The organism is Bradyrhizobium sp. BEA-2-5 (assembly GCF_032918025.1).
Taxonomy (GTDB): domain Bacteria; phylum Pseudomonadota; class Alphaproteobacteria; order Rhizobiales; family Xanthobacteraceae; genus Bradyrhizobium; species Bradyrhizobium pachyrhizi.
Window position 1 is genome coordinate 5,311,867 of record NZ_CP136629.1, and the last position, 24,386, is coordinate 5,336,252.

Genomic DNA, 24,386 nt, shown 5'->3' on the forward strand with positions numbered 1-24,386 from the left:
ATCAGGGCCCAATCGGCCGCACCCTGGAGCCTTTTTCCGTTCCGATGGAATCGGAACGGGGCTCTGGATTCTTGTTTCGACGCGTTTTCGTGACGCGAACCGGCGTCCACTTCGCTCGAAAACACTCTAGCCACAAATCCTTGGGAGCACTGCAACAGGATTTGCAGCATCCGCGATCTGTTTCACCCGACCAGCTCCGGCCACGGCAGGATGGTCGATTTCACCGTCTTCATCGCCATCGCATCCCTCACCGCCTGCGCGACGCCCTCTTCCGTGAACGGATAGATCGTCTGCATCTTCAGCCACGGGTATTTGTCGCGCGTCCGGTAGAGCATGTCCACGCCGAGCGGCAGATCGTTGCCGGTAAAACCCCAGGATCCCAGCACGTTGAGATCCTTGGTGCAGATGCGGTGCCAGGAGGTGTCGATCGAGCCGGCGTCGGTGAACTGGCCCATCTCGACATAGGTGCCGCCGTCGCGCAGCATCTCGATGCCTTCGGGGCCGGCGGTGGGATGACCCGAGCAGTCCATCACGAGATCGGCGCCGAAGCCGCCGACGATGTCACGCACCGCCTTGATGCGCTGCTCCGGCGTCTTGAGCTGCTCGATATCGACCGTCGCCTCGGCGCCGAACTTGCGCGCCAGCGCAAGGCGCGGTGTCTCCGGCGCACCGACGCAGACGACGCGCCCTGCCCCCATCTCCCTCGCGGCTGCGACCGCGAGAATGCCGATCGGGCCGGAGCCCTGGATCACCACCGTATCGCCCCAGCTGAAACCGCCGGCGCGGGTCGCGCGATTGAAGGCGCGGATGCAGGAGGTCAGCGGCTCGGATAGCGCACCTAACCGCAGCGACATGTCGTCGGGCAGCTTGTAGATCTTGGTGCCCGGCAGCATCTCGAGATCGACATAGACATATTCAGCCCAGCCGCCCCACAGGTGGGGCGCCTTGTCGAAGCCGAGATAGCGGCCGTAATAGACCGGCGTCAGACACTTGTTGGCGGTCTGCGGATAATGGATGCAGTAATAGCAGCGGCCGCAGGGCATCAAGGGCGGGATCATCACCTTCGAGCCGACCTTCAGCGGCTTGCTCATGAAATCCTCGGTGAACTCATCGCCGCATTCGACGATGACACCACCGAGTTCGTGGCCCAGCGTGAACGGCCAGGGCAGCGGCTTCGGCCAATGCCCTTTGAGAATATGCAAATCGGTGCCGCAGACCCCGCAGGCGCCGACCTTGATCAAGGCCGCCTTTTTGCCGATTTCCGGCCATGGCACTGTCCGGATTACCGGCTTGGCTCCAGGTCCATCATGCGTGCAGACGCGGATCTGCTCCATCGGTTCGCTCTCCCTGTCCTTGTCGTTGGGCCGGGTTCGGCCGAGCCGACTTTAGGTCAGGACGATTGGGATGTCATGAAGGCCTGTCATGAAGGTCTTCATGAAAGACCTTGGCGGAACGAGGCGCTTCGAGTCCTGGCGGAGTATTTTCCGCAAGGAGGCATCGATTGTGAAGGCAGCCGAAGGCGAATTGGCTGGTAGCATTGCGGGGAACGACACCATGAATCCTGGTATCGAAGGCATCGTCGGCATGTACGTCAAGTTGGGCGAACTGGACACGCTGCAACGAATGAAGGAGCATCGACAGGGCTTGCTCGACCAATGCGTCGATACGGCGAATTTCAGCTTCGATGTGACGAGATCGATCTACAGGAGCGACCTCGAGGTGATCGAGGCGGGCATCGAGAGCCTGTATGGCGAGATCACCGGTCATGTCGACGTCGTCAACGAGAAAAGGATTGCCGGCTGGGCCCTGTACAACCAACACCCCGACAAAAGGGTCGCGATCGATATCTACTTCAACGGCAACCTCGTTGGCGAAGTCGTCGCCGATGAGTTCCGCAACGATCTTCTCAAGCTCAACAAGGGCGATGGACACCATGCCTTCGTCTTCGTGCCGCCGAGCGGGTCCTATCAGCCGCCGCTCCAGATTGAGGTCCGCGCCGCGAAGCGAAAGGTGCTGAAAGCCGTGGCTGTTGAACCACCAGCGGCGGCTGTCGAACCGGAAACGGCTGTCGAACCGGAAATGGACGCCGAGGCCAAATAACCTCATCGCGCCGCTTCCGCACGCCCGGATCCGCCGGGCGCCGCCACCGTGGAGCTGGCCGGTCTGGGGCATCTGATCGATCATTACTCGCATCGCAAGGGCGGACAGACCTGGATCATCGAAGGCGTCGCGGCCCAGGGCTACAATGTCGGCATCGCGGGCCTGATCAGCATGGGCGAAAGCTGGCACAACAATCACCACGCCTATCCTGGCTCCGCGAAGCTCGGGCTGCTGCCGGGTCAGATCGACCTCGGCTGGTGGTTGATCAAGGCATTCGAAGCCGCAGGGCTCGCGAGCAACATCAAGACGCCGGATAATCTTGCGCCACGCCCGGGGCTCGCGCCGCGTCGACGAACCGGGCAACGCCGGCGCGGTCGCGCCGCGACATCGCGGCCGCGCATTGTTCCAGTAATCCGCAGCCGCGCATCTTCCGTTGCGGATCGAACACCACGCAGCTATATACGCCGCGTCGGAAAAGGCAGACTTGGTTTGGTAAGCCCAAGTCCTTTCGAAAACGAAGGTCCTTTCGGATCGAAGTCCTTTCGAACGAAAGCTCTGGTCTCGCGCCTCGTGCATGAGATCCCCACGACGAACACCGGACGCTACCCAGGCGCCCATTGTGTTCGTCCGTGTGGTTCTCAACCCGACGAACCGCTCCGGTCGAACACCGACAAAGGAGCGGTTCATGCACAACCACCACCCCATCCCCCATGATGTCTTGATTGCCGGCGCCGGCCCCGTCGGCTTGATGCTCGCCTGCGAGCTGCGGCTCGCAGGGTGCTCGGTGCTGGTGCTGGAGCAGGCCGCCGACCCGCATTCGCCGCTGAAGCGGCTGCCCTTCGGGATGCGAGGCCTTTCGGCGCCAAGCATCGAGGCGTTCTATCGTCGCGGGATGCTGGAAGACATCGCGGCACGACAGCACGCAAAGGATGGCTCGGGCAGCAGCGCATCGAATGGCGCGCATTGGATGCAACGGCCGCGTCCGGCCGGCCATTTTGCCGGCATCCAGTTTTATCACGATGATATCGACACGTCGAAATGGCCGTTTCGCCTGCCGAGCCCGGCGGGCACCAGCATGGCGGTCGAGATAGTGGCGCTCGAATCCGCCCTCTCCGCGCGCGCAACCGCGCTGGGAGTTGAGATCAGGCGCGGCCTGAGTGTCGATGCGTTCGATCAGTCGGACGACGGCGTCACCGTTCGCGCCGGTGGCGAGACGTTCCACGGACGCTGGCTGGTCGGCTGCGACAGCGGCCGCAGCATGGTGCGCAAGGCCGGCGGCTTTGAATTCGTCGGCACCGATCCCGAGTTCACCGGCTATTCGGTCGAGGTCGAGATCGCCGATCCGGACAAGCTCCGCGCGGGCCGTCACTACACGCCGACGGGCATGTATACCTACGCACGGCCCGGCACGATCGCGATGGTGGAGTTCGACGGCGGCGCCTTCCACCGAACCCGGCCGATCACGCGCGAGCATGTGCAGGCGGTGCTGCGCCGCGTCTCCGGCACGGACATCACGTTGACGGCGCTCCGGCTTGCCACCACCTGGACGGATCGCGCCTGTCAGGCGACGGATTACCGCAAGGGGCGCGTGCTGCTCGCGGGCGATGCCGCGCATATTCATTCTCCGCTCGGCGGCCAGGGGCTCAATCTCGGGCTGGGCGATGCGATGAACCTCGGCTGGAAGCTCGCGGCCACGATCCGCGGCGACGCCCCAGCGGATCTGCTCGACAGCTATTCGCGTGAGCGGCATCCGGTGGGCGCGCAGGTGCTGGACTGGTCGCGCGCCCAGGTCGCGCTGATGCGGCCAAGCCGAAGTTCGCGCGCGCTCGAGACCATCATCCGCGACCTGATCGCGACATCAGACGGCACGACCTACTTTGCCGAGCGCGTGTGGGGCGTTTCGCTGCGCTACGATCTTGGCGGCAACCATCCGCTGGCGGGACGCAGCGCCCCCGACTTCGAGCTCGCCTGCGGCACGAAGCTCGGCGAACTGCTCAGGAACGGGCGCGGCCTGCTGCTGGACCTCGATCCGCACTCTCCTCTGCAAGCACTTGCCGATCGCTGGCGTGGCCGGATCGGCTATGTCGCAAGCGACGCGCGGGATCGGCTGGGCCTCAATGCCGTGCTTGTACGCCCCGACGGCTTCGTGGCATGGGCCGCCGACACCGCCCCCCATCTCGATGAAGCCGCTCAGGTCATGTCGCGGTGGTTCGGCGAACCTGATGCGCGGCCCTGCCCCCTTCGGGGCCATGCGGGATCCACTCACGCTTCTCTTGCACCGTGTGCGGGTTCCCCGCCTCAACCGTAACGCCCCGTTAACCCTATCAGCCTTAGGGTCGTCGGGGCTCCGAATGGACGGTGGCCGGGTTTGTCGTGATGTCGTTTGCACAGAAGAAAACTACCGTCGTCCCCGTAGCCGAGGAGCGCAGGCGCTTCCAGCGGGTGAAGGTGCACCTGCTCGGCCGTTACATGCTGCCGGACCGACGGGAATTCCCCTGCCAGGTGATCAACATGTCGCCGGGCGGCCTCGCTTTGCTCGCCCCCGGCATCGGCAATGTCGGCGACCGCGTCGTCGCCTATCTCGACCATATTGGCCGCGTCGAGGGCAAGATCACCCGCATCATCGACAACGGTTTCGCCATGACGATCGGCGCGACGCCGAGGAAGCGCGACAAGCTTGCGGCCCAGCTGACCTGGCTCGCCAACCGCGACATCCTCAACCTGCCGGAGGACCGCCGCCACGACCGTATCGTGCCGCGCAACCCCATCGCGGTGCTGACGCTCGAGGACGGCACAAAGATGACGTGCCGCATCATCGACCTCTCGCTGTCGGGCGCCGCGATCGCCGCGGAGAATCGCCCGCCGCTGAAATCGACGGTGCTGCTCGGCCGGGTCCAGGGCCGCGTGGTCCGAAACATCGAGGACGGCTTCGCGCTGGAGTTCCTGCACGAGCAGCCGATCGAGACACTCGAAGAGAGCGTTACCGCGCGGTAAAGCGAAAAAGCGCTCAAGACCCCTGTTTTGGCCCGCGAAGGCGGCCACCGGTGCACTGGTGGCCGCCTTCGGCGCGTTTGGCCCGGTGAAAATCGGCGGTTAACGGCCGCAGCGTTTGACGCAACAAGCCGCGCTGGCGCAGCGCTCGCCGCGTTAATGCATAAAATTTGAATCAATTGCAGTTGTTTCAAATTTTACGCGAATTCGATTCAAGTACAGTTCGAATTCGCCGCAGGTTTTACCAGTATTCGCGTCAAATCTACTTTGCGTACTTAGCGGCGGCGCAAAAGCTTTGTGCGAAACGTGGTCCCAACAAGAAGAACGGGGGCCACGATGTTTGGGTTCAGGGGACAGGGGAAAGGTTTGGCGGTTGCCGCCATTCTGTTTGCGACGTGCGTGTCGGCCAAGGCCGGCGACGTGGTCTACGCCAGCCTGGGTGACGTTGCGCGTTCGCCGATCGGCTGGGTCGAATTCTGTGCCGACAATCCGGGCGAATGCCGCGGCGGCGCGACGCAACCACGCGACATCGTGTTGTCGCAGACCGCTTGGCGGGACCTCGTACGTGTCAACAAGTGGGTCAACGAATCCATCAAGCCGATGACCGACATGGATCACTGGGGCGTGATCGAGAAGTGGTCGCTGCCATCAGACGGCTACGGCGACTGTGAAGACTACGTGCTGTTGAAGCGCAAGATGCTGATCGACGCCGGATGGCCGCGCCAGGCCCTGCTGATCACCGTCGTGCGCGACAAGAAGGGCGAAGGCCACGCGGTGCTGACGGTGAAGTCCGACAAGGGCGAGTTCGTTCTCGACAATCAGAACGAGAACGTCGTTGCCTGGACGGAGACCGGCTACCGCTTCGTCAAGCGCCAGTCGCAGAGCGATCCCAACGTCTGGGTCTCGCTCGGTGACAACCGCCCGGCCGTTGCAACGGCAAGCTCGCGCTGAGCAGAACAGGAAATTTCGAGTTCGCGGCCCGGTCACATCCCCACCCCTCCCCGTCCCAGACCGGTTCGCGCGCGCCCAGCCATCCCCCAATGGCTGGGCGCACCCTTTTTGAGCGGCGTCGATCGACGCCTAGAAGAACCGCTCGAGAAACGCCGCGGTCTCGTCTGAGATGCCGACGATCTTGTTGGTGGCCTGGCGATAGAATTTGAAATTCAGCTCAGTCTCGGGCCGGCCATCGCCCCAATCCTTGAAGCGCTTGAGTTGGTCGCGCCCGAACAGCCGCGCCGCGGATGCGGTGCGTCTGACCGTGATGCTGACGCGCGGCGTCTGCCTGATGACGCCGATCTTGCGCGGTGTCGCGTCGGCCGACGCGACGATCGCGCGGGCGATCAGGCCGCTGCCGCCCTCGTTCTCGCTCGCGAACACGAACACGACATCGTCGGCCGCGATGTGCTTGCCGCCATACATGGTCTTCTGCGCAGTGAAGGTGAACACCTTCGCCCGCGGATTTCGGATCTCGGTCTTGATTGCAAACGCCATCGCATCCCTTCACCGGCTCGCTCTGCCATCCGCGTCGGCGGCTTGACATCCTAGCATCGACCATATTAAATTGAATTCAATTCAGAAAATGGGCCCATGATGGACGCGGCGAGCTTGGGGACACGGGAACGATTGCTCTCGGCAGCGCAGGCCGAGCTCATCGAGGGCCACGGGCACCTCGAGATGCAGGCCGTCGCAAGGCGGGCGCAGGTCTCGGCCGGGCTCGCCTACCATCACTTCGGATCGAAAGCCGGCCTGATCGCCGCCGTGGTCGAAGGCTTCTATGAACAACTCGATGCGGCGGCATTCGGCGGTGCCAAGCTGTCCGCCACGGACTGGGCCGACCGGGAGAAGGCGCGGATCGGCGCCTATGTCGCCTTTCACTACGATCACCCGTTTGCGCCCCTCGTGATCGGACCGCTCAGCCGCGCGCCCGAGGTGCTCGATGTCGAGACCGCCTTCACCGGCCGCCAGCTTGCGGCCGGCGCCCGCATGCTCGAGGCGGCCCAGCGCGACGGGATCGTGCCCGGCGGCATCGACCCTCACCTCACCATCGCGCTGATGATCGGCGGCGTCCGGCAGGCGCTGATCGGCGCGCTCATGAGCGAAAGACGGCCTGATCCGGCGAGGCTGACCGGCGACATCTGGGCCTTCATGGCCGCCGCGCTGCGCCTGCCTGCCAAACCCCTGTCCGCGCGGCCAAGGGCCACGCGGCGCAGCCGCAGCTAAGCTTCAGCCAGAACCCAAACATCGATGGCCAACCTGTTCAATCCGCACGATTTTCACGCTCCGCAATCGTCCTACAGCAAGCAGGATTTGCTGCGATCGAGCGAAGGCGGCTATTTCGGCCCAGGCAATGCGCAATTGCCGGCGCCACCGATGCTGATGATGGACCGCATCACCGAGATCAGCATGGATGGTGGCGCGTACGGCAAGGGCCATATCGCCGGCGAACTCGAGATTGCACCGGACCACTGGTTCTTCGCCTGTCACTTTGCCGCCGACCCCGTGATGCCCGGATGCCTCGGCCTCGACGCCATGTGGCAGATGATCGGCTACTGGCTCGGCTGGTCAGGCTCGCCGGGCAAGGGCCGCGCCATCGGCGTCGGCGAGGTCAAGTTCAGGGGGCACATCACGCCGGATGTCAGGCTGGTGCGCTATGAGGTCGACATACGCCAGGCCAGGCGCGGCCGGCTGGTGCTGGGCATTGCCGACGGCCGGGTGCTCGCCGACGGCGCTTGCGTCTATCTGGCAAAGGACATGCGGGTCGGCCTGGTCGCACCCAGAGGCTGAATTCGGGGAGCTTGAGTTCGGGTCGGCCAGAGCCGATCGTGCCTCGAGCGGGCCGGGCAGCACGGCCGAAGACTAACATATGATACAAATTTCGCTGCTGCCGCAGTGGTCTACACACCCCCCGGTTTTGCCCGCGCCGGGGTTTGTGCTATTTCGAACCTTTCAATTGACGTCCGGTTGTTGGTCGCATGGTCGAACTTGCCCCCCGGAATTCACAAGCCAGCAGCCTGATTGGCGTGCAGCCGATCGCGATCGGCGCCGTGGCGCTGGTGCTCGTGCTGTTCGGGATCGGCTCGATCGCGCTGTGGCGCGCCTACACCGGCAACGTGCCGGAGACCGACCGCATGGTGGCTGCGCGGCAGTTGCAGGCGCGGACCGCGCAGGTCTCCGAGGCCCTGGTCGAGAAGACCAAGGGTCTGGAGGCGACCCAGCAGGAGTCGATCGACCAGCTCCAGGTGGTGCAGGATCAGCTCCTGACCATGAGCAAGCAGTTCGCCTTGCAGGCGGCCGATGCGAAGAAGCTCTCCGACCAGGTCGCCGCGCTGACCGAACAGGTCGAGGGTTTGCGCCAGTCGCTGGCGAGCGCGCAGGCCAACGAGCCGGCGGCCGAGCCGTCGCCGCGCAAGCGCTCGAAGGCCACCCGTAGCGCCAACCGGAAGCGCCACAGGTCGCGCGGTTGACGCCTCCCGGAAAAGCCCCTGCCCGGCGAGGTGACGAGTTATAAAAATGCGCCAAATCCCCAGCAAGATCATCATCTAATGGGGAACTTTCGGGCTCGAGGGCGGCCGGCGGCGGCCGATCATGAGTGCCCGTTACCGTGAATTAATCCTGACTTTGTGAACTGGTTCACACATCGGCCTTCGAATCCGAGTCATCTTCGAATGACCGGATGGCGTGAGCCGATTTCAATATCCGGGGCTGGCAAGGTCGTTGACGGTATACTGCGTCAACGGCCTTGTTCTTTGGGGTCCTTGAATCCCGCTCGGGACCGCCCAGCAGGAAAGCTCCGGCTCGAGATCCCGAAGGCGGCCCTCGCCGCGCGAAAGATGCAGACCAGCTGAAGAAATACGGCGTGCTCGGCTGACGACTCTGGATGCGCAGCACCACCGCGGCCAAAGCTGCGGCGAACGGAATTGCGCGCTATTCGGTGCGATCGCGCAAGGCGCGACCACCTCGCAGTCGCAACCGCGCAAGCTTCGGCTCGAGCTCGCGGAGCATGTAGATCAGCGCAACGGCAAGGCTCGCAACAACCACCATGAGCAGCAATGTCAGGTCAGGAATGGTCAGCATCTTTGTTGTCCTCTGGGCCCGGCTTCAATCGCAGCCGGGCCATTTGTTTTCGCGGCGCGCTCATGCACGGACTGCCGCAAGGCGGTGCAAGCTGCATACCAGTGCGGGACCCAGCGCGGCGGCCGGGCATCGAAGCGCCGGCCGCGCCGATCATTGCAAGACCATCAGCATGGCGACCGAATGGACCGGCCATGCGCGAGCGAATGGCTCAATTGCAAACCTGCACCGGCCGAACGCGCCAGCCATACGGTGTCATCACGCCGCGGCGCACGACGTAACAGCCGCCGTAACCGTAGCCGTAGCCATCGTCGTAGCCGTAGCCCGCGTAGTATGGATTGCCGTAGTAGCCGTCATAGTAATCGTAGGCGCCATAGCCCAGCCCGAAGCCGACCGCTGCCGCCGCGAGCGGATAGCCCCAGCCGCCCCAGCCGCGCCGATAGTAGCCACCGTTCCAGCCGCCACCACGCCAGCCGCCGCCGTGCCAGCCGCGGCCGGCCCAACCGCCGCCGCCGATCGCAGCCGACCGGAAGCCACCGCCTCCGCCCATCGCCCGGAATGCAGCGCCGCCGCCGTGGAAGCCGCCAAATCCGCCACCGCCGCGGAAGCCGCCACCACCATGAAAGCCGCCGCCACCGAAGCCACCGCGTGCCGACGCAGCATCGACGGTGAACAGACCGACCGAGGCCGTCGCCAGCAAGGCAATCATCGTTTTACGCAACATCACCCGTTACTCCTTTTTTCAAAGGCTTTGTTTTCAAGCCTCCTCCGCCGCGTCCCGCGCATGCTAACCCAATCTAGGACCGCGGCTTCCACCGCGCGCCTATGTCGCGCTCACATCTGCGCGACCCGCGTTCATCGAAGCGCGGCCGTCAGAAGTTAACAGCCGCGGCAGATACCTTTCGTACGGCGCTCGACCGCCTTGTTCTCGTCGGCGATGGCCTTGTCGACGCTCTCGGTCGTCGTTGCCGATCCGGTGGTAACGCCCCTGCCGGCGTTGGGGCCGCCGGAGGATTGCGCGGTCCCGGCGCTGTTGGTCCCGGCCGGCGGTGAAGTGGCTTGCGGCGATGTCGGGCTGGCTGACGAGGGGCTGCCGGTCCCGGCGCCGCTACCGGTACCTTGGGCGACGGTAACCGCCGGCGCCAGCACAATCGCGATTGTCGCAAGCGCGGTGGTGACAGATAGTTTGCGCATGGCAATTCTCCTTTGCGGACGTCAACGAGTCCGCAAAACGCCGGTTCCGACAGGCGTTGGAGCAATACAGTTTGGGAGCAATGCAATTTGCGCAAGCTGATCGAGTTTGACGACGACACTTTCGACAAGCTGAAGCAGCTCGGGCGCGACCGGATGGCGACCTTGCAGGAGCTCGCGGACGAGGCTTTCGCCGACCTGCTCAAGAAGCACGGCATTCCGATCGACCTGAAGGATGCGCTGCGCAAGAGCGCAAGACTTCAGGAGGCAACGAGACCGCAGGACGCAGCGAAGCCTCGCACCACGGCAGCGAACGCCGCGCGCAAGCGCGGCCGCAAGCGCTGAGGCCTCAGCCGATCTTCTTCAGTCCCGCCTTGTATTGCGGACTCCTGATCGCGTAGGACTTCGCCGGCCGCGACAACGCCTCGGCCTGCGCAGCGTCAAGCGTACGTACCACGCGGGCCGGTGCACCGATGATCAGGGAATTTTCCGGAAACTCCTTGCCCTCGGTGATGACGGAGCCGGCACCGACCACGCTGCCGCGCCGGATCCGCGCACCGTTCATCACGATCGATCCCATCCCGATCAGCACGCCGTCTTCCAGCGTGCAGCCGTGCACGATCGCATTGTGGCCGATGGTGACGTTGTTGCCGATGCTGAGGGGAAAGCCGGGATCGACGTGCAGGGTGGAATTGTCCTGCACGTTGGCGCCCTCGCCGATCTCGATCCACTCGTTGTCGCCGCGCAGCACGGCGCCGAACCAGACGCTCGCACCGGGCTTCAGGCGCACGCGGCCGATCACGGTCGCGGTCTCCGCGATGAAATAGTTGCCGTCGGCGGGAAGATCGGGCGCCTGCCCGTCGAGCTCGTAGATCGCCATCAAGGTCTCCCTGGAGCGTTTTCGAGCGAAGTGGACACCGGTTCGCGTCAAGAAAACGCGTCAAAACGAAAATCCAGAGCTTCGGTTTCTGATTTAATCAGAACCGAAGCTCTGATCGCAGGAGACCTTGGCACGACCGCCGACATGGTTTCAAGCAAGCGCGACCGTGATCGGCCGCGGATCACGATCGGATCAGGCCAGCACGCCCGCAGCGCGCAGCGTCATCAGAAAGAAGGTGCCGCTCATCATGCTCCAGAAGCCGGCGATGACGGTCGCCATCATCACGAATTCGACGCGGCGGCTTTCCACCTGCACGCCGCGCAGCGTGTTGCGCATGATGATGAAGGGCGCGGCGAACACCAGGAACGGAACCGCCGCAAAAGTTTTCGGCGCCACGCCATCCTGCAGCAGACCGAAACCGGCCGGGCGCTCCGCCATCGCCTGGTAACCGTTGGCCAGCGCGCCCGCGAGCGCGAAACCGATCAAGAGCGAGAACAGGGAATTCAAGGTATCGGGCGACATCGGAACTTCCGCTACGCAACAGGCCACCCGCCCTGCTTCGCAGAATTGGCAGCCTGCCGCCACATCATCCTTAAGGAAAGGTTAACCGGACACGTCAGACGCGGCGTTTGCGCATGGCCATTCGGTCCCGGATTCCATTGGAATCGTACGGAAATTCCCCGCCACGTGGCATATTCGGCAGATGATTTCGGCCACTCCCGACCTGATCTCAGCCTCGCTCATGACGCTTCTCTCGACGGCCCAGCATCTCGCCCGCGACACCCGCCGCAACCCGCGCGCGCATCTCGTTCCGATCATCGCCTCGGCGATGATCGCGGCCGGCGCGGTCGCGCTTGTCGCCTATCTGCTGTGGCCGACCTACACGACCATCCCGCCGAGCGATCCGTCGCGGCTGCCGGTGAGCATCGGCGGCACGCTGTTCAACCTGCCGACCGCTGCGATCCGCATGAAGATCCAGCGGCACTCGGGGCCGCAGGAGCGCATCGATCTCGACTTCCTCTATCCCTCGCTGGAGCCGCCCGGCGCGCCGAAGCACTACAGCGCCGATACGGTCGAGGACAAGGTACAGCCGATCGACAGGATCTTCGTGTCGATCGCGGCGCATCACGATTCACTCGCGCCGGACATGCGGCTGCGCACGATCTATCCGCGCTATCTCGACGAGCGCGCAAACATTGATGACGGCCTGACGGCGCGCGCGTTCCGCGACGGCACGCCCTATGGCGGCGAGGACCTGTTCACCGCGAGCGCGCCGCAGCTGACCGCGCGCTGCACGCGCGATACCTCGACGCCCGGCATGTGCCTGAGTGAGCGGCGCATCGACGGCGCCGACCTGATCTTTCGCTTTCCGCGCAGCTGGCTTGCGCAGTGGCGCGACATCGCCACCGCGATGAACCGTCTCTCCGCGCAGATGCACAGCGCGAAGGGGTAACGCCGTCAACGCGTGCCATTTGGTCGACGCGCAGCGCCGCCGGATGACAAGCTCCGTGACGCATTCCATGGCGGTACCGGTCGGCGCGTATTGCCTTTGTCGCTTCGCTGGACTAAAACATTCGCAGGGGAATTACGGTCTCCCCTTGAGGCTTCGGTCCAAGAACTGTGCAACGCTCGACTTGTCGAGGTCATGCGCACATGGACAAGAGCAAGCCTCCAACTCTCCCTGATCAATTTGCCAAGGATTCCACATTGCATTACGCGCAATGGGAATCGCGGGACTCGACCAACTTCCCGCCCCGGCGGAGCCTCCCGTTTAAGGGTCCAGGCTCGAATGATTTAGCGCTCGGTCAGTACGCATTTCACAACACGTCCGCATGCCGGAATTCTCGACCTGATGGGAGCCGGGAAATGCCCCATCCCCAACGGCTCATGGCCATCGTCGCAGCTACACTGCTCGTCTTGGGAGTGAACGACATGTCAAGTTACGCAGTCGGTTTTGAGAGTACCCAGATCGGCGTCGCGCCCGACGGCTGGACTGCCACCGTCACGGGATCGGGCGAATCGAGATGGACGGTCGAAAACGATGCGACGGCGCCGTCGAAATCGAAGGTGCTCAAGCAATCTGGCCGAGCGACCTACCCGCTGCTGTTGAAGGACGACACCAGCATCAAGGACGGCTTCGTCGAGGTCAGGTTCAAGGCTCTCGCAGGATCCCAGGACCGCGCCGCCGGTATTGTCTGGCGAGCGAAGGACGCGAACAACTACTACGTGACCCGCGCCAACGCACTTGAGGACAATGTCGTCCTCTACAAGACTGTGAACGGCGTGCGGAGCCCGCTCGACATTGTCGGCCGCAAGGGAGGCTATGGAATCGATATCAAGGTGCCGTCCAATACCTGGCACACGCTGCGGATCGACTTCAAAGCCTCGCGCTTCATTGTATCTTTCAACGGCAAGCAACTGTTCGAGGTCGAGGATTCCACGTTCGGCGATGCGGGCAAAGTGGGGCTGTGGACCAAGGCCGACAGTGTGACACTGTTTGATCAAATCACCTACGGAGAAGCAGATAGGTAAGCCGGCGATCAGCCGGCAACAGCCGGTTAGCAAACTCGGGGATCCGCATCCTCCCCGTCAGATGGAATTGACATCCAAGTGTGCGTCACCTCGCTTTTGGGGAGTGACCGATGGATGGAGTGGGTCTCGTTCTTTTTGTTCTCGCCTCTCTTGCCGGCGGGTTCGTCAGCGGGCTTTCGGGGTTTGCGATGGGCCTCGTGGTGTCAGGTGTGTGGCTGCACATCATCACACCGATCCAGACAGCGGCGCTGATCGCGGGCTACGGCCTGCTCACGCAGGGGTACGGCATCCTGAAATTGCGTCAGGCGCTGAATTGGCACGCCATCTGGCCGTTGTCGCTTGGCACGACGATTGGCATCCCGACTGGAGTGGTCCTGCTCACCTATCTCAGCCCGGTCCACTTACGATTTGGCGTCGGGACATTGCTGGTGCTTTATGCGATCTACAGCCTGGCACGACCGGCGTTCAGGCCGATGAAGATCGGCATCGCGCCGGACATCGCCATCGGCCTCGTCAACGGGCTGGTCGGCGGACTCACCGGACTTGGCGGCATCATCTCGACCATCTCCTGCCAATGGCGCGGCTGGACGAGGGACGCGCAGCGCGCGGTGTTCCAGCCGGTCCTGTTCGCCGCCTTCGTCGTGATCTCGATTTCGATGGGGATCACCGGCGCCTTCACGACGGAAACCTTCAAATTGTACGGGCTGGGTCTGCCATTTCTGCTCGCCGGCCTCTGGAGCGGTTTCAAGCTATACGGAAAGATCGACGACGAGATATTCCGCAAGGTCGTGCTTGCGTTGCTACTGCTCGCGGGCCTGTCGTTGATTGTGCCGGCATTGCTTTCACGCGGCGCCTGAGTCGCGTTCCCTGGTCGCGTTCCCTGGACCCGGCGACCGGTGCGCTTCGCCATCGCGAAGCCCCGGGCTTGTCGGACCGCTGATCCGCGCGGCGGTGCGCGAATGGCCACCGGCGCCAGCGGTCATACGACGGCTTGGCCGGCAGCGAGGCTGTTCGGCCCTATTCAGCCAGATCGTCCTCGAGGATCGCCATCTGGAACTGGAACGAGCGATCGTCGTCCTCGTCGTCGACGAAGAGCACGCCGATGAACTCCTCGCCGATATAGACTTCGGCGGAATCATCCTTCTTGGGCCGCGGCACGACGCGGATCTTGGGATTGCCGAATACGCGCTTCAGATACGCGTCGAGCTTCCTTACTTCCTTGACGTCCACGGCCGTCTCCAATCGGGTCGATGATTTTCGGGGGAGTTTTAGGACGAGACGGCCAAGATCGCCAGAGCCTTTTCAGGCTTTGGCGACGTGATGTTGCGCACACGACTCTTGTTTGGGCGCGTTTTCGCCGCGATCAGAAAGCGAATGAAATCAAAGCCCCATGGCGTTGATCATCTGATCCATGGTGCGCGAAGGCTCGGCGCAGCCGGCTTCGCCGACGATCTTGGCGGGCACGCCTGCGACCGTGACGTTGTGCGGCACCGGCTTGACCACGACCGAGCCGGCAGCGATGCGGGCGCAGTGGCCGATCTCGATGTTGCCGAGGATCTTCGCGCCGGCGCCGATCAGGACACCGTGACGGATCTTCGGATGACGATCTTCATTCTCCTTGCCGGTGCCGCCGAGCGTGACGCCGTGCAGGATCGAGACGTCGTCCTCGATCACCGCGGTCTCGCCGCAGACGAAACCGGTGGCGTGGTCGAGGAAGATGCCGCGGCCGATGCGCGCGGCGGGATTGATGTCGGTCTGGAACACCGCGGAAGCGCGGCTCTGCAGATAATACGCAAAGTCCTTGCGGCCCTTCAGATAGAGCCAGTGCGCGAGGCGATGGGTCTGGATGGCGTGGAAGCCCTTGAAGTAGAGCAAGGGATCGATGAAGCGCGAGGTCGCGGGATCGCGATCGTAGACGGCGACGAGATCGGCGCGGAAGGCGTTGCCGAGATCGGGATCGTCGCGCAGCGCTTCGTCAAAGGTCTGGCGCACCAGATCGCCCGACAGCGCGGAGTGATCGAGGCGGTCGGCGATGCGATGGACCACCGAATCTTCCAGCCGCTCATGATGCAGCACGGTCGCATAGATGAAGGATGCGAGTTCCGGCTCGCGCCGCACGATGTCCTCCGCCTCGCCCCGGATCCGATCCCAGATCGGATCGAGCGATGCGAGCTTTCCCCCCGGATTGACCTGATGCACTGCCATAGCTGCTCTCGCAATTCGGTTGTTCTGATGTGCGTTATAGCACGATGGACCCAGCGCGTCCCGGGATGGCTCAGTACGGTAAACCCCAGCCGAACACCCCCGGGGCCGGCGTCTAGGGGAATTGGTCGGGATTTTGCCGAAATCAAGCCGTGCTTCTGCAACTATTGGCGGATTTCGTCCCCAGTGTGGTTTTGGGCATGGTCGGCCCCAATAAAAGGGGGAAACATCATCAATACCCAGAGTTTAGGTGCCCGCCTGACCGACGCACGGTCGGTCTGGATCGCGACCATTGCCATCCCCCTCCTGATGATCGCGCCGGCGTTCTGGAACGGCTATCCGCTGTTGCAATGGGATACCGGCGGCTATCTGGCGCGCTGGTACGAGGGCTATCTCGTCCCAAGCCGCTCCACGGTGTTCGGCATCTACCTCCATGTCGGCGAGACATCGGATTTCTGGCTCAACCTCGGCATCCAGACCCTGGCGACGCTGTGGATCCTGCAACTGACGCTGCGCGTGCTCGACCTCGCCCGGCCGGTCCGGCTGATTGCGATCAGCCTCGCGCTGATCGCAACCACCGCCCTGCCCTGGCTGGCCAGCATGCTGCTGACCGACATCTTCGCCGGCCTTTCGGTGCTCGCGCTCTTCATCCTCATCCTGCACGGCGAACGGATCTCGACGCTGGAGAAGGCGGTGCTGTTCGCGTTCATCGCGTTTTCGGCCGCCACGCACAGCGCGACGCTGGCGGTGCTGCTCGGCCTGTGCTGCGTCGGCTGGATGCTGCGTCCGTGGCTCGGCCGGCGCATCCCGGTCGCGGGCTTGGTGCAAGGCAGCCTGACCACCGTCGCCGGCGCGGCGATGCTGCTGGCCGCGAACTTTGCGCTGTCCGGCAAGTTGGCCTGGACGCCCGGCGGCTATGGCGTCGCCTTCGGCCGCATGCTGCAGGATGGCATCGTCGCGCAATACCTGCACGATCATTGCGCGACGGAGCAGCTGAAGCTCTGCCCCTATCGCAACGAGCTGCCGGCGAGCGCCGACGAATTCCTGTGGGGCAAGAGCATGTTCAACACGCTCGGCCGCTTCGAAGGCATGAACGAGGAGATGGGCACCATCGTGCTGCGCTCGCTGGCCGAATATCCGGAATGGCAGGCCAAGGCGGCACTGGCCGCAACCGCCGACCAGCTCGTGCATGTGGCGACCGGCGAAGGCACCAATGGCTGGATCCCGCACACCTACGGCATCATCGAGCGCTACATCCCCTCCCAGGTCGCGCCGATGCGGGCGGCGCGGCAGCAGCGCGGGCACCTCGACTTCACCGCGGTCAACCGCATCCACGTGCCGGTCGCGCTGGGCTCGATGCTCCTGGTCGTCATCCTGTTCGGCCGCGGCCTGTGGCAGCGCCGGCTGGACGACCTGACACTGCTGGCCGCGACGGTGACGCTGGCCCTGCTCGGCAACGCCTTCATCTGCGGCGTGATCTCCGGCCCCCACGACCGCTACGGCGCGCGGATGGTGTGGGTTGCCACGTTCGTGGTGCTGATTGCGGCCGTGCGCGCCTTCGCCAGGGATGAAGCCGACGATCTATTTTCGCCGCGACAGGAAATCGAGCACGCCGGTCTTGTAGACCTTGTCGCCGACCGCACGCATGTGGTCGCGATTGGGAATATCAAGCACTTCCGAGCCCGGGATGATCGGGCCGAGCGCTGACGCCGAGCCCGCGATCTCGTCCTTGCTGCCGACCGCGATCAGAACCGGCACGCGGATGCCGGCCGCCTCATCGCGCGTCATCAGGCGGCGCGAGCCGCGCAGGCAGGCGGCGAGTGCGCGGCGGTCGGAGCGCGTCTGATCGGCAAACGCGCGGAACGTGCGGCCGACGGGATCGGTGACGTCCTCGAGCTCCGGCGCTTCCAGCGCCAGCGCGACCGCCTCGCCGGGGCCGCCGCCCTCGATCAGTCCGATGCCGATCCCACCGAGGATCGCCGAGCGCACCCGATCGGAATTCTCTCGCGCCAGGATCGCCGTCATCCGCGAGCCGAGCGAATAGCCCATGATGTCGGCCTGCGGGATGGCGAGGTGATCCATCAGCGCGAGCACGTCGCCGGCCATGGTCGGGATCGAGTACTGTTCGGGCTCGTAGAGCTTCGCGCTTTCGCCGTGGCCGCGATTGTCGAGCGCAATCACGCGGCGGCCGTTCTTGCGCAGCTCCGAAACCCAGGTCGGATAGACCCAGTTCACGTTCTTGCTGGAGGCAAAGCCGTGCACCAGGATGATCGGATCGCCCTCGCCTTCGTCGAGATAGGCAATTTCAACATCGCCGTGATGGAAACTCGGCATCATCCATTCCGTTTGTTCTTGGGATTTGCGATTGGCGATCGACCGGCGACCGCAAGCCTAACCCTAGGCGGGCATACTCGCCAAGGTAGCCTGAGCGGCCATCTGCCGCTTCAGGCGCAGCACCTTGCTTCGTCTGAGCCACCAGGCGGTGGCCCGTTCGGTGGTGGCCTTGATCGACGACAGGAAGCCGAACAGCGCCAGCAGGGCGCCGAACAGCCACATGGTGAGATTGAATGCCCCGGCCGCCAGCAGCAGCGCGCCGCGGCCGAGCAGCTTCAGGATCGCGCGGGTCTGTCCGCCTTTGACCTCGGCGATCCGCGCCGCCCGCGCGATCTCCTTCGGGTTCTCGGCGACCTTGAGCGTATCCCGCGCAGCGCGAACCCCGGCCGCCTCGCCGATGCGCCCGACGTCCTTGGCGACGCGCACCAGGGCGCCGGCCTTCTCGGCGCGGAAGGCCGCGCGGATCGCGGTTGCGGTTTCCACCGGCCGCAGCACCGAGCCGGATGCGACCGCCTCGCGCAGCGCCGGCTGGTCGACGACCTCGCGGGTCGAACGCCCGGCCCATTCGATCATCCCCTCGCTCAGCCGTCCCGCTTTGCGCGCATCCTTCACCAGCGTCAGTCCGGCGCGCACCGGCGCGGCACCGCCGACGGACACGTAGGTTGCCGCCGTCACCGCAAGGCCGGCAGCCGCAAGCCCGAGCACGAGACGGTCGGTGTCCTCGCCCATGGCAAGATGCTTGCTCTCGCGCACCACGTCCCTGATGTCGCCGAACACGAACAGATCGCCGGCGACCGTTCCCGACAGGCTCGCGACGTCGTCGGCGTTGCCGGTGACGAGACCGGTGGCGAAGCCCTTGGCGAAATGCACGCCGGATGATTGCTCGGCGCGCGCATCATCGACGCGCTTGGTGAGATCATCACTGAGCGCGATGTTCTTCTCGCCGGCGAGTTCGACAAAGCTGGCCGCAAGGTCGGCATCGCCGGAGGCCAGCGCCGCCTCGATATTGTCGGAGATCAACGCCGGGTTGTTGCGCAGCACGGAATTGAGCCTGATGTCGGCGAGCGCAGCGGGATCGTCCCGCGCCGCCAGCACGGTGCCGGCATCACGGGCGTGCGGCCAAATAGCCGCGCCCACGGCAGCACTTGCTGCCACGCCGACCACCGCCAAGCTGACGCGCACCCGATTTATTCCGCTAAAACCTCTAGTTTTATTCGCCTTGGAGATAGTGTGCCGTTTTTGCGACACAACGTCCCCGACGAAAGAAGGGCTTCTCTCAGGCCTCAAGATTGTGTCGAATTTGCATGAGCAAATGAGCAATCGGGGCTCTAGGAATCAACTGTTCCCGCCAGTATGGTGCGCGGCATTTCGCGATGCCGCATGCTGTTGATTGCGTCTGCCCATCGTTGCCATCAAGGTGAGAATATGTCCGATCATGTCGTCCCGCACTTCCATAACGATGCCGGTGTCCCCGTCATCGAGATCGGCTCGCAAGAGTTCATGTGTGTGGGCGCCAACCCTCCGTTCGACCATCCGCACGTCTTCCTCGACCTCGGCAACGACAACGAGATCATCTGCCCCTATTGCTCGACGTTCTATCGCTTCGCGTCCGACCTCGCGGCCGGCGAAGCGCGGCCGCCGGAATGCGTGCTGAAAGACAAGGTCGCCTGACCGCTCCGTGGCGCTGACGCGAACCGTCATCGTTGCAGGCGCCGGGATCGGAGGACTGACGGCGTCGCTGACACTGGCGGCACAGGGCTTTCGCGTCGTCGTGCTGGAGAAGGCCGAACGGCTCGAGGAAGCCGGCGCCGGCATCCAGCTCTCTCCCAATGCGAGCCGCATCCTGGTCGAGCTCGGGCTGAAGGAACCGCTTGCGCGGCGCGCGGTCACGCCTGAATCCGTCAACATCCTGAGCGCACGAGCCGGTGGCGAGATCGCACGGATGCCGCTTGGCCAGGCCGCCGAGTTCCGCGCCGGCGCACCCTATTGGGTGATCCACCGCGCCGATTTGCAGGCCGCGCTGCAGGCCGCCGCGAGCGACCATCCCGATATCGATCTGCGGCTCGGCTGCCAGTTCGAGGATGTGACCAAGCATGCGCGAGGCCTCACGGTCGTCCAACGCCGCGGCAATTCACGGCAGGAGGAATTGGCCGTTGCCCTGATCGGCGCCGACGGCATCTGGTCGACGGTCCGCCAGCATCTGTTCCCCGAGGTGCAGCCGCGCTTCTCCGGGCTGATCGCCTGGCGCGGCACGCTCGATGCCACCGCCCTGCCGCATGAATACACCGCACCGCGCGTGCAGCTCTGGATGGGCCCGAACGCGCATCTGGTCGCCTATCCGATTGCCGGCGGACGCCAGATCAACGTGGTCGCGGTGCTGCCCGGCACCTGGAACCGGCCGGGCTGGAGCACGCCCGGCGACATCAACGAGATCAAGGGTGCATTCGCCACCGCGCGCTGGCCCGCGACAGCGCGGATGCTGATCGGCGCGGTCGACGGCTGGCGCAAATGGGCACTGTTCACCCTGCCCGACATCGGCCGCTGGAGCGAAGGCGCGGTGACGCTGCTCGGCGATGCCGCGCATGCGATGCTGCCGTTCGCCGCGCAAGGCGCCGGCATGGCGATCGAGGATGCGGCCGTGCTCGCCAAGGCGTTGAGGGACAGCACCGGGGAAAACACCGCAGGTATTCCCGCCGCGTTGAAGCGCTACGCACGGGTGCGGCGCGGGCGCGTGCTGAAAGTGCAGCGCCTGGCGCGGCAGCAGGGCCGCATCTATCATTTGCGCGGGCCGGCGGCGATCGCGCGCGACCTGGCGATCCGCGCGCTCGGCCCGGAGCGCATGCTGGCGCGGCAGGACTGGATCTACGACTGGCGCGCCTGAGCTCGGCCAATCGCAACAACGCAGGCTTAGTGGACGAGGCCCCGTGGCGCGCGCGGGCCCTTCGCCGCCGGCGTGGGAGCAGCGGGGGCAGCGGCCGCAGGCGTGTCCGGCGGGCTTTCATGGCACTTGCCTTTGCGCCAGGCCTCATCCGCCAGCTTCTGCTGAGAGTGGATCGAGATCAGCTCGTTGCGATAGACCATCTCGGAGACGACAGTACCGCCGACGCCGGTCTCCGCCTTGGCCATCAATTTTTCCTGATCCGCCGCGCGGGTCTTGAGATTGCTGCGCTCGTTCTCGAGCTGCTTGCAATCATAAAGCTCGTACTTGGCGGGGTCGGCGAATGCCGACGGCACGGTGTCGCCGATCTGCGCGCAGCCGGAAACGCCCGCGGCCGAGGCGAGCAGCGCGATGACGGCCGCCGCGCGCGACAGCATCAGGCGGCGTGGGAAACGAACAGACATTCAGCTTTCTTAACCGGACAGTGTTGAGATTGCCTAAAGCAGCCACCGGTGTCCGGATTGAGGCTCAATCGCGGCGGCGCGCCGCTTATCCCAATGCTCGGCCTCCGAGGCAAATGGAATTGCGGGCCGCCGCTTAAGCCTTTGAAAGCTCACTTGTTAGCACCGGATAATGACAATTCCACTCGGCGCCCAAACGCGCTAAAAATCGGCGCGCCTGGCGCAACGCGGACGTGGCGGAATTGGTAGACGCAAGGGACTTAAAATCCCTCGATGGCAACGTCGTGTGGGTTCGACTCCCACCGCCCGCACCAGCCTTCGCATGCCGTGCGCGGACCCACTACTCGGGAGGGCCAGTGTCGCGGTGCTCGCCGCGTCGTGTCTTCCGGCGGTGGCGTGGTTCACACGCCGCAATCGCTGACTGTCTTACTCTTCCCGCATTGGAAATTCCGGCCGCGCAGTTCGCGGCCGTCGCATTTCGAAATCAATTTTGGTCGGAGATCGGCGATGGAGATTGCAAACTGCAATCGGATCGACGCTACGCCCGACGACCGCGCGCGGCGATGGATCCGCGCCGCGATCATGCTGTACGGACTGCTCGCGTTTGCCGCTGGAGCGGTGGTCTGGATGAACGGAACCGGTATCGGACCGACGCAGCTCACGAGCCTGTCGAGCCCGAGCAGCATGAGACCAGAGCACGGCGATTAGCGGTCGCCGGTTCGGAACCCGTGCACTGCATATTCGTTGTCATGCCGCAATTGGAGCATGACGATGACGAACGACGATCCATCCGCGCAGCGCGCAACCGACCAATGCGATCAGCGCAAGGAGCGTCCCTCCCCGCCGCAGAACGCACCACAAGGCGGGCCACCGCTCAGCGACGGACTGGAGCAGCTCCGCGACAGCCACACCTGACACGCGACAGCGCGAAAAGAAAATGGCCGGGACACGTCCCGGCCATTTGTTTTGCGCCAAGCCGCAGGCTTACTCGGACTTGTCGATGTTCCAGAAGATCGGCGTCGCCGGGCCGTCGAGCACGCCGGTCAGCGACTTCCGCCACGCGCTCGGAATGGTGTACTGGCCGAGCGGAACGTAGATCACCTGATCGTAGGCCTCGGTCTGGATTTCCGTGGCGATCTTCTTCTTTTCCTCAGCCGAGCCGGCGCGCGCGAACTTGTCACGCAGCTCCTCGATCTTCGGGTCTTCGGCCCAGCCGAACCAGCCGCCATTCTTGCCGCGACCGGTGATCGACGCGTTGACGATCGGATCGGAAACGTCGGCCGCGACCCAGTTGGTGAAGAACATGTTCCAGCCGCCCTCCTTCGGCGGCTTCTGGCTGGCGCGGCGGCTCACCACCGTCTGCCAGTCGGTGGCCTGCAGGTCGACCTTGAAGCCGGCTTCGCGCAGCAGCTGGGCCGCAACGATCGGCTGCGCCTTCAATGTCGTGACGTCGCCCGGCGCCATGATCACGACGGGTGTGCCGTCATAGCCGGACTCGGCGAGCGCCTTCTTGGCTGCAGCCATGCCGTTGCCCTTGATGAGAGTCTCGGCGCCGACGTCGGTCGCGAGCGGCGTATCGCACACGAAGAAGGCGCCGCAGATCTTCTGATATTTGGCGTTGCCGACGAGTGCATCGAGAACGTCCTTCTGGTTCATCGCCAGCAGGGCAGCTCGCCGCACCTTCACGTTGTCGAACGGCGGATGCAGGAAGTTCATGCGGCCGAGCGTCTGGAAACCGAACTTGTTGGAGACCTCGATCGTGAGCTCCTTGTTCGATTCCAGCACCGGCAGCATGTCGAACGGCAGGTTCTCCATGAAATCGATGTCGCCCGACTGCAGCGCGTTCACCGCGGTCTGCGCGTCCGGCATGGTGATCCACTCGACGCGGTCCACCTTCACCACCTTGCCGCCGGCGGTCCAGCTCGCCGGCTCCTTGCGCGGCACGTAGTCGGTGTTCTTGACATAGACCGCCTTCACGCCGGGCTGGAATTCCGACGCCACGAACTTGAAGGGACCGGAGCCGATCTGCTCGGGGATCGGCTTGTCCGGCGGCGTCTCGGCGAGACGCTTCGGCATCATGAAGGCAACGCGCGAGGACGGCTTGCCGATGGAATCGAGCACGAGGCCGTAGGGCTCCTTCAGCTTCAGCGTGATGGTCTTGGCGTCGGTCGCCTCGATGCTCGCGGTGAAGTCCATGAGCTTCTGGCCCATGCCGTCGACCGCGGCCCAGCGCTTCAGCGAAGCGACGCAGTCTTCCGCCGTCACCGGCGCGCCGTCATGCCACTTCAGGCCGTCGCGCAGCGTGAAGGTGTAGGTCAGCTTGTCGTCGGAAATCTTCCAATCCGCCATCTGCGGCTGGATCTTGAAGTTCGAATCCGTCGCCATCAGCGTGTCGAAGATCATGTAGCCATGATCGCGCGTGATGTAGGCCGTGGTGAAGATCGGGTCGATGATGCGCAGATCCGAATGCATCACCGCGGTGATGGTCTTGCCCGCGGCCATCGCCTGCGGTGCGAATGACAATTCCTGCGGCGCGAACGACAGCGCGAGCGCCGTCAACGCGGCCGCTAGCGTGCGGTGTTTCCAACGCGAGATAGGGAACATGCAATCTCTCCTGACGTGTAACTGGTCAAAGCCGGCTTATTCGTTATGCACGCGGTTCGTTATTTAGGCGAACTAACATGCTGTATGGCTTGTGAAATCGAGACTTGCACCAAGCGCCAAGCGCGTCAATCGGTTTCAGGTC

At 64.3% G+C, this 24,386-nt stretch carries 29 protein-coding genes, 1 tRNA gene and 1 pseudogene; 18 read left to right on the forward strand and 13 right to left on the reverse strand.

Annotation, left to right across the window (positions count from 1 at the left end; genetic code table 11):
- Positions 1–182: 182 nt before the first annotated feature.
- Entirely contained in the window at positions 183–1,334 is a 1,152-nt protein-coding gene (locus RX327_RS25015) for a zinc-binding dehydrogenase (protein ID WP_317247423.1), read from the reverse strand.
- A gap of 88 nt (positions 1,335–1,422) precedes the next feature.
- Here RX327_RS25015 and RX327_RS25020 point away from each other — a divergent pair, with 88 nt between their 5' ends.
- From RX327_RS25020 to RX327_RS25040, 5 genes are all read left to right on the forward strand, one after another.
- Positions 1,423–2,100 (forward strand): hypothetical protein, encoded by a 678-nt coding sequence (locus RX327_RS25020; protein WP_317247424.1) that lies wholly within the window; start codon positions 1,423–1,425, stop codon positions 2,098–2,100.
- Positions 2,101–2,148: 48 nt separating this feature from the next.
- On the forward strand, positions 2,149–2,814 hold the full coding sequence (locus tag RX327_RS25025) for a hypothetical protein (protein WP_160321775.1): 666 nt from the start codon (positions 2,149–2,151) through the stop codon (positions 2,812–2,814).
- A complete protein-coding gene (locus RX327_RS25030) occupies positions 2,786–4,408 on the forward strand; it encodes an FAD-dependent monooxygenase (protein ID WP_317247425.1) in 1,623 nt (540 codons plus the stop codon). Before RX327_RS25025 ends, RX327_RS25030 begins: the two co-directional genes overlap by 29 nt.
- A gap of 68 nt (positions 4,409–4,476) precedes the next feature.
- A complete protein-coding gene (locus RX327_RS25035) occupies positions 4,477–5,094 on the forward strand; it encodes a PilZ domain-containing protein (RefSeq protein WP_317247426.1) in 618 nt (205 codons plus the stop codon).
- A 333-nt stretch (positions 5,095–5,427) separates the two neighbouring features.
- A complete protein-coding gene (locus tag RX327_RS25040; protein WP_317247427.1) occupies positions 5,428–6,042 on the forward strand; it encodes a transglutaminase-like cysteine peptidase in 615 nt (204 codons plus the stop codon).
- Positions 6,043–6,171: 129 nt separating this feature from the next.
- Here RX327_RS25040 and RX327_RS25045 read toward each other — a convergent pair whose 3' ends face one another.
- Complete coding sequence (locus RX327_RS25045; protein WP_028336123.1) at positions 6,172–6,582, reverse strand: hypothetical protein; 411 nt, start codon at positions 6,580–6,582, stop codon at positions 6,172–6,174.
- A gap of 96 nt (positions 6,583–6,678) precedes the next feature.
- On the opposite strand from RX327_RS25045, the gene RX327_RS25050 reads away from it, so the two are divergent.
- The 3 genes from RX327_RS25050 to RX327_RS25060 all read left to right on the forward strand — a co-directional run bounded on the left by RX327_RS25050 (position 6,679) and on the right by RX327_RS25060 (position 8,555).
- Positions 6,679–7,311, forward strand: coding sequence for a TetR/AcrR family transcriptional regulator (locus tag RX327_RS25050; protein WP_050385826.1), 633 nt, complete (start codon positions 6,679–6,681; stop codon positions 7,309–7,311).
- Positions 7,312–7,344: 33 nt separating this feature from the next.
- Positions 7,345–7,875, forward strand: a complete 531-nt coding sequence (fabA, locus tag RX327_RS25055; RefSeq protein WP_317251319.1) for a bifunctional 3-hydroxydecanoyl-ACP dehydratase/trans-2-decenoyl-ACP isomerase — start codon at positions 7,345–7,347, stop codon at positions 7,873–7,875.
- A 188-nt stretch (positions 7,876–8,063) separates the two neighbouring features.
- Positions 8,064–8,555, forward strand: coding sequence for a hypothetical protein (locus RX327_RS25060; protein WP_317247428.1), 492 nt, complete (start codon positions 8,064–8,066; stop codon positions 8,553–8,555).
- Positions 8,556–9,015: 460 nt separating this feature from the next.
- Here RX327_RS25060 and RX327_RS25065 read toward each other — a convergent pair whose 3' ends face one another.
- From RX327_RS25065 to RX327_RS25075, 3 genes are all read right to left on the reverse strand, one after another.
- Positions 9,016–9,165 (reverse strand): hypothetical protein, encoded by a 150-nt coding sequence (locus RX327_RS25065; RefSeq protein ID WP_167350419.1) that lies wholly within the window; start codon positions 9,163–9,165, stop codon positions 9,016–9,018.
- Between the two features lie 208 nt (positions 9,166–9,373).
- Positions 9,374–9,886 carry a hypothetical protein gene (locus RX327_RS25070; protein ID WP_028336120.1) on the reverse strand — a complete coding sequence of 171 codons (513 nt, stop codon included), beginning with the start codon at positions 9,884–9,886 and terminating at the stop codon, positions 9,374–9,376.
- A gap of 155 nt (positions 9,887–10,041) precedes the next feature.
- On the reverse strand, positions 10,042–10,356 hold the full coding sequence (locus RX327_RS25075; protein ID WP_028336119.1) for a hypothetical protein: 315 nt from the start codon (positions 10,354–10,356) through the stop codon (positions 10,042–10,044).
- Between the two features lie 87 nt (positions 10,357–10,443).
- Between RX327_RS25075 and RX327_RS25080 the strand changes: the two genes are divergently transcribed.
- Entirely contained in the window at positions 10,444–10,698 is a 255-nt protein-coding gene (locus RX327_RS25080; protein WP_018272329.1) for a hypothetical protein, read from the forward strand.
- Positions 10,699–10,702: 4 nt separating this feature from the next.
- Here the strand turns inward: RX327_RS25080 and RX327_RS25085 are convergent, their stop codons facing one another.
- Both RX327_RS25085 and RX327_RS25090 read right to left on the reverse strand, forming a co-directional pair.
- Positions 10,703–11,233 (reverse strand): gamma carbonic anhydrase family protein, encoded by a 531-nt coding sequence (locus tag RX327_RS25085; protein WP_317247429.1) that lies wholly within the window; start codon positions 11,231–11,233, stop codon positions 10,703–10,705.
- Between the two features lie 192 nt (positions 11,234–11,425).
- Positions 11,426–11,755 (reverse strand): DUF6949 family protein, encoded by a 330-nt coding sequence (locus tag RX327_RS25090; protein WP_317247430.1) that lies wholly within the window; start codon positions 11,753–11,755, stop codon positions 11,426–11,428.
- Between the two features lie 220 nt (positions 11,756–11,975).
- Between RX327_RS25090 and RX327_RS25095 the strand changes: the two genes are divergently transcribed.
- From RX327_RS25095 to RX327_RS25105, 3 genes are all read left to right on the forward strand, one after another.
- Positions 11,976–12,686, forward strand: a complete 711-nt coding sequence (locus RX327_RS25095) for a hypothetical protein (RefSeq protein WP_317251320.1) — start codon at positions 11,976–11,978, stop codon at positions 12,684–12,686.
- A gap of 413 nt (positions 12,687–13,099) precedes the next feature.
- Complete coding sequence (locus RX327_RS25100) at positions 13,100–13,765, forward strand: family 16 glycoside hydrolase (RefSeq protein WP_244482344.1); 666 nt, start codon at positions 13,100–13,102, stop codon at positions 13,763–13,765.
- Positions 13,766–13,875: 110 nt separating this feature from the next.
- On the forward strand, positions 13,876–14,622 hold the full coding sequence (locus RX327_RS25105) for a sulfite exporter TauE/SafE family protein (protein WP_050385828.1): 747 nt from the start codon (positions 13,876–13,878) through the stop codon (positions 14,620–14,622).
- Between the two features lie 160 nt (positions 14,623–14,782).
- Here RX327_RS25105 and RX327_RS25110 read toward each other — a convergent pair whose 3' ends face one another.
- The gene (locus RX327_RS25110) at positions 14,783–14,995 is read right to left on the reverse strand and encodes a DUF3126 family protein (RefSeq protein ID WP_317247431.1); all 213 of its coding nucleotides are present in this window, start codon (positions 14,993–14,995) and stop codon (positions 14,783–14,785) included.
- Between the two features lie 150 nt (positions 14,996–15,145).
- Positions 15,146–15,970 carry a serine O-acetyltransferase gene (gene cysE / locus RX327_RS25115; protein ID WP_317247432.1) on the reverse strand — a complete coding sequence of 275 codons (825 nt, stop codon included), beginning with the start codon at positions 15,968–15,970 and terminating at the stop codon, positions 15,146–15,148.
- Positions 15,971–16,153: 183 nt separating this feature from the next.
- On the opposite strand from cysE, the pseudogene RX327_RS25120 reads away from it, so the two are divergent.
- Positions 16,154–17,545: pseudogene (locus tag RX327_RS25120) on the forward strand (hypothetical protein); the annotation flags it as partial.
- 3 nt (positions 17,546–17,548) lie between these two features.
- On the opposite strand, the gene RX327_RS25125 reads toward RX327_RS25120, so the two are convergent.
- Both RX327_RS25125 and RX327_RS25130 read right to left on the reverse strand, forming a co-directional pair.
- Positions 17,549–18,301 (reverse strand): alpha/beta fold hydrolase, encoded by a 753-nt coding sequence (locus RX327_RS25125; protein ID WP_317247433.1) that lies wholly within the window; start codon positions 18,299–18,301, stop codon positions 17,549–17,551.
- 63 nt (positions 18,302–18,364) lie between these two features.
- On the reverse strand, positions 18,365–19,492 hold the full coding sequence (locus RX327_RS25130; protein WP_317251322.1) for a hypothetical protein: 1,128 nt from the start codon (positions 19,490–19,492) through the stop codon (positions 18,365–18,367).
- 234 nt (positions 19,493–19,726) lie between these two features.
- Between RX327_RS25130 and RX327_RS25135 the strand changes: the two genes are divergently transcribed.
- Together RX327_RS25135 and RX327_RS25140 are read left to right on the forward strand one after the other, a co-directional pair.
- A complete protein-coding gene (locus RX327_RS25135; RefSeq protein ID WP_317247434.1) occupies positions 19,727–19,972 on the forward strand; it encodes a zinc-finger domain-containing protein in 246 nt (81 codons plus the stop codon).
- Positions 19,973–19,979: 7 nt separating this feature from the next.
- Positions 19,980–21,182 carry an FAD-dependent monooxygenase gene (locus RX327_RS25140; protein ID WP_317247435.1) on the forward strand — a complete coding sequence of 401 codons (1,203 nt, stop codon included), beginning with the start codon at positions 19,980–19,982 and terminating at the stop codon, positions 21,180–21,182.
- A gap of 26 nt (positions 21,183–21,208) precedes the next feature.
- On the opposite strand, the gene RX327_RS25145 is transcribed toward RX327_RS25140, so the two are convergent.
- On the reverse strand, positions 21,209–21,643 hold the full coding sequence (locus RX327_RS25145) for a hypothetical protein (protein WP_028336110.1): 435 nt from the start codon (positions 21,641–21,643) through the stop codon (positions 21,209–21,211).
- Positions 21,644–21,867: 224 nt separating this feature from the next.
- Here RX327_RS25145 and RX327_RS25150 point away from each other — a divergent pair.
- The 3 genes from RX327_RS25150 to RX327_RS25160 all read left to right on the forward strand — a co-directional run bounded on the left by RX327_RS25150 (position 21,868) and on the right by RX327_RS25160 (position 22,555).
- Positions 21,868–21,954 (forward strand) — tRNA-Leu (locus tag RX327_RS25150).
- A 193-nt stretch (positions 21,955–22,147) separates the two neighbouring features.
- Positions 22,148–22,348 carry a hypothetical protein gene (locus RX327_RS25155; protein WP_028336109.1) on the forward strand — a complete coding sequence of 67 codons (201 nt, stop codon included), beginning with the start codon at positions 22,148–22,150 and terminating at the stop codon, positions 22,346–22,348.
- Between the two features lie 63 nt (positions 22,349–22,411).
- A complete protein-coding gene (locus RX327_RS25160; protein WP_157346371.1) occupies positions 22,412–22,555 on the forward strand; it encodes a hypothetical protein in 144 nt (47 codons plus the stop codon).
- A gap of 69 nt (positions 22,556–22,624) precedes the next feature.
- Here RX327_RS25160 and RX327_RS25165 read toward each other — a convergent pair whose 3' ends face one another.
- Positions 22,625–24,244: an ABC transporter substrate-binding protein gene (locus tag RX327_RS25165; RefSeq protein ID WP_317247436.1), complete on the reverse strand. Its 1,620-nt coding sequence runs from the start codon at positions 24,242–24,244 to the stop codon at positions 22,625–22,627.
- Positions 24,245–24,386 lie beyond the last annotated feature (142 nt).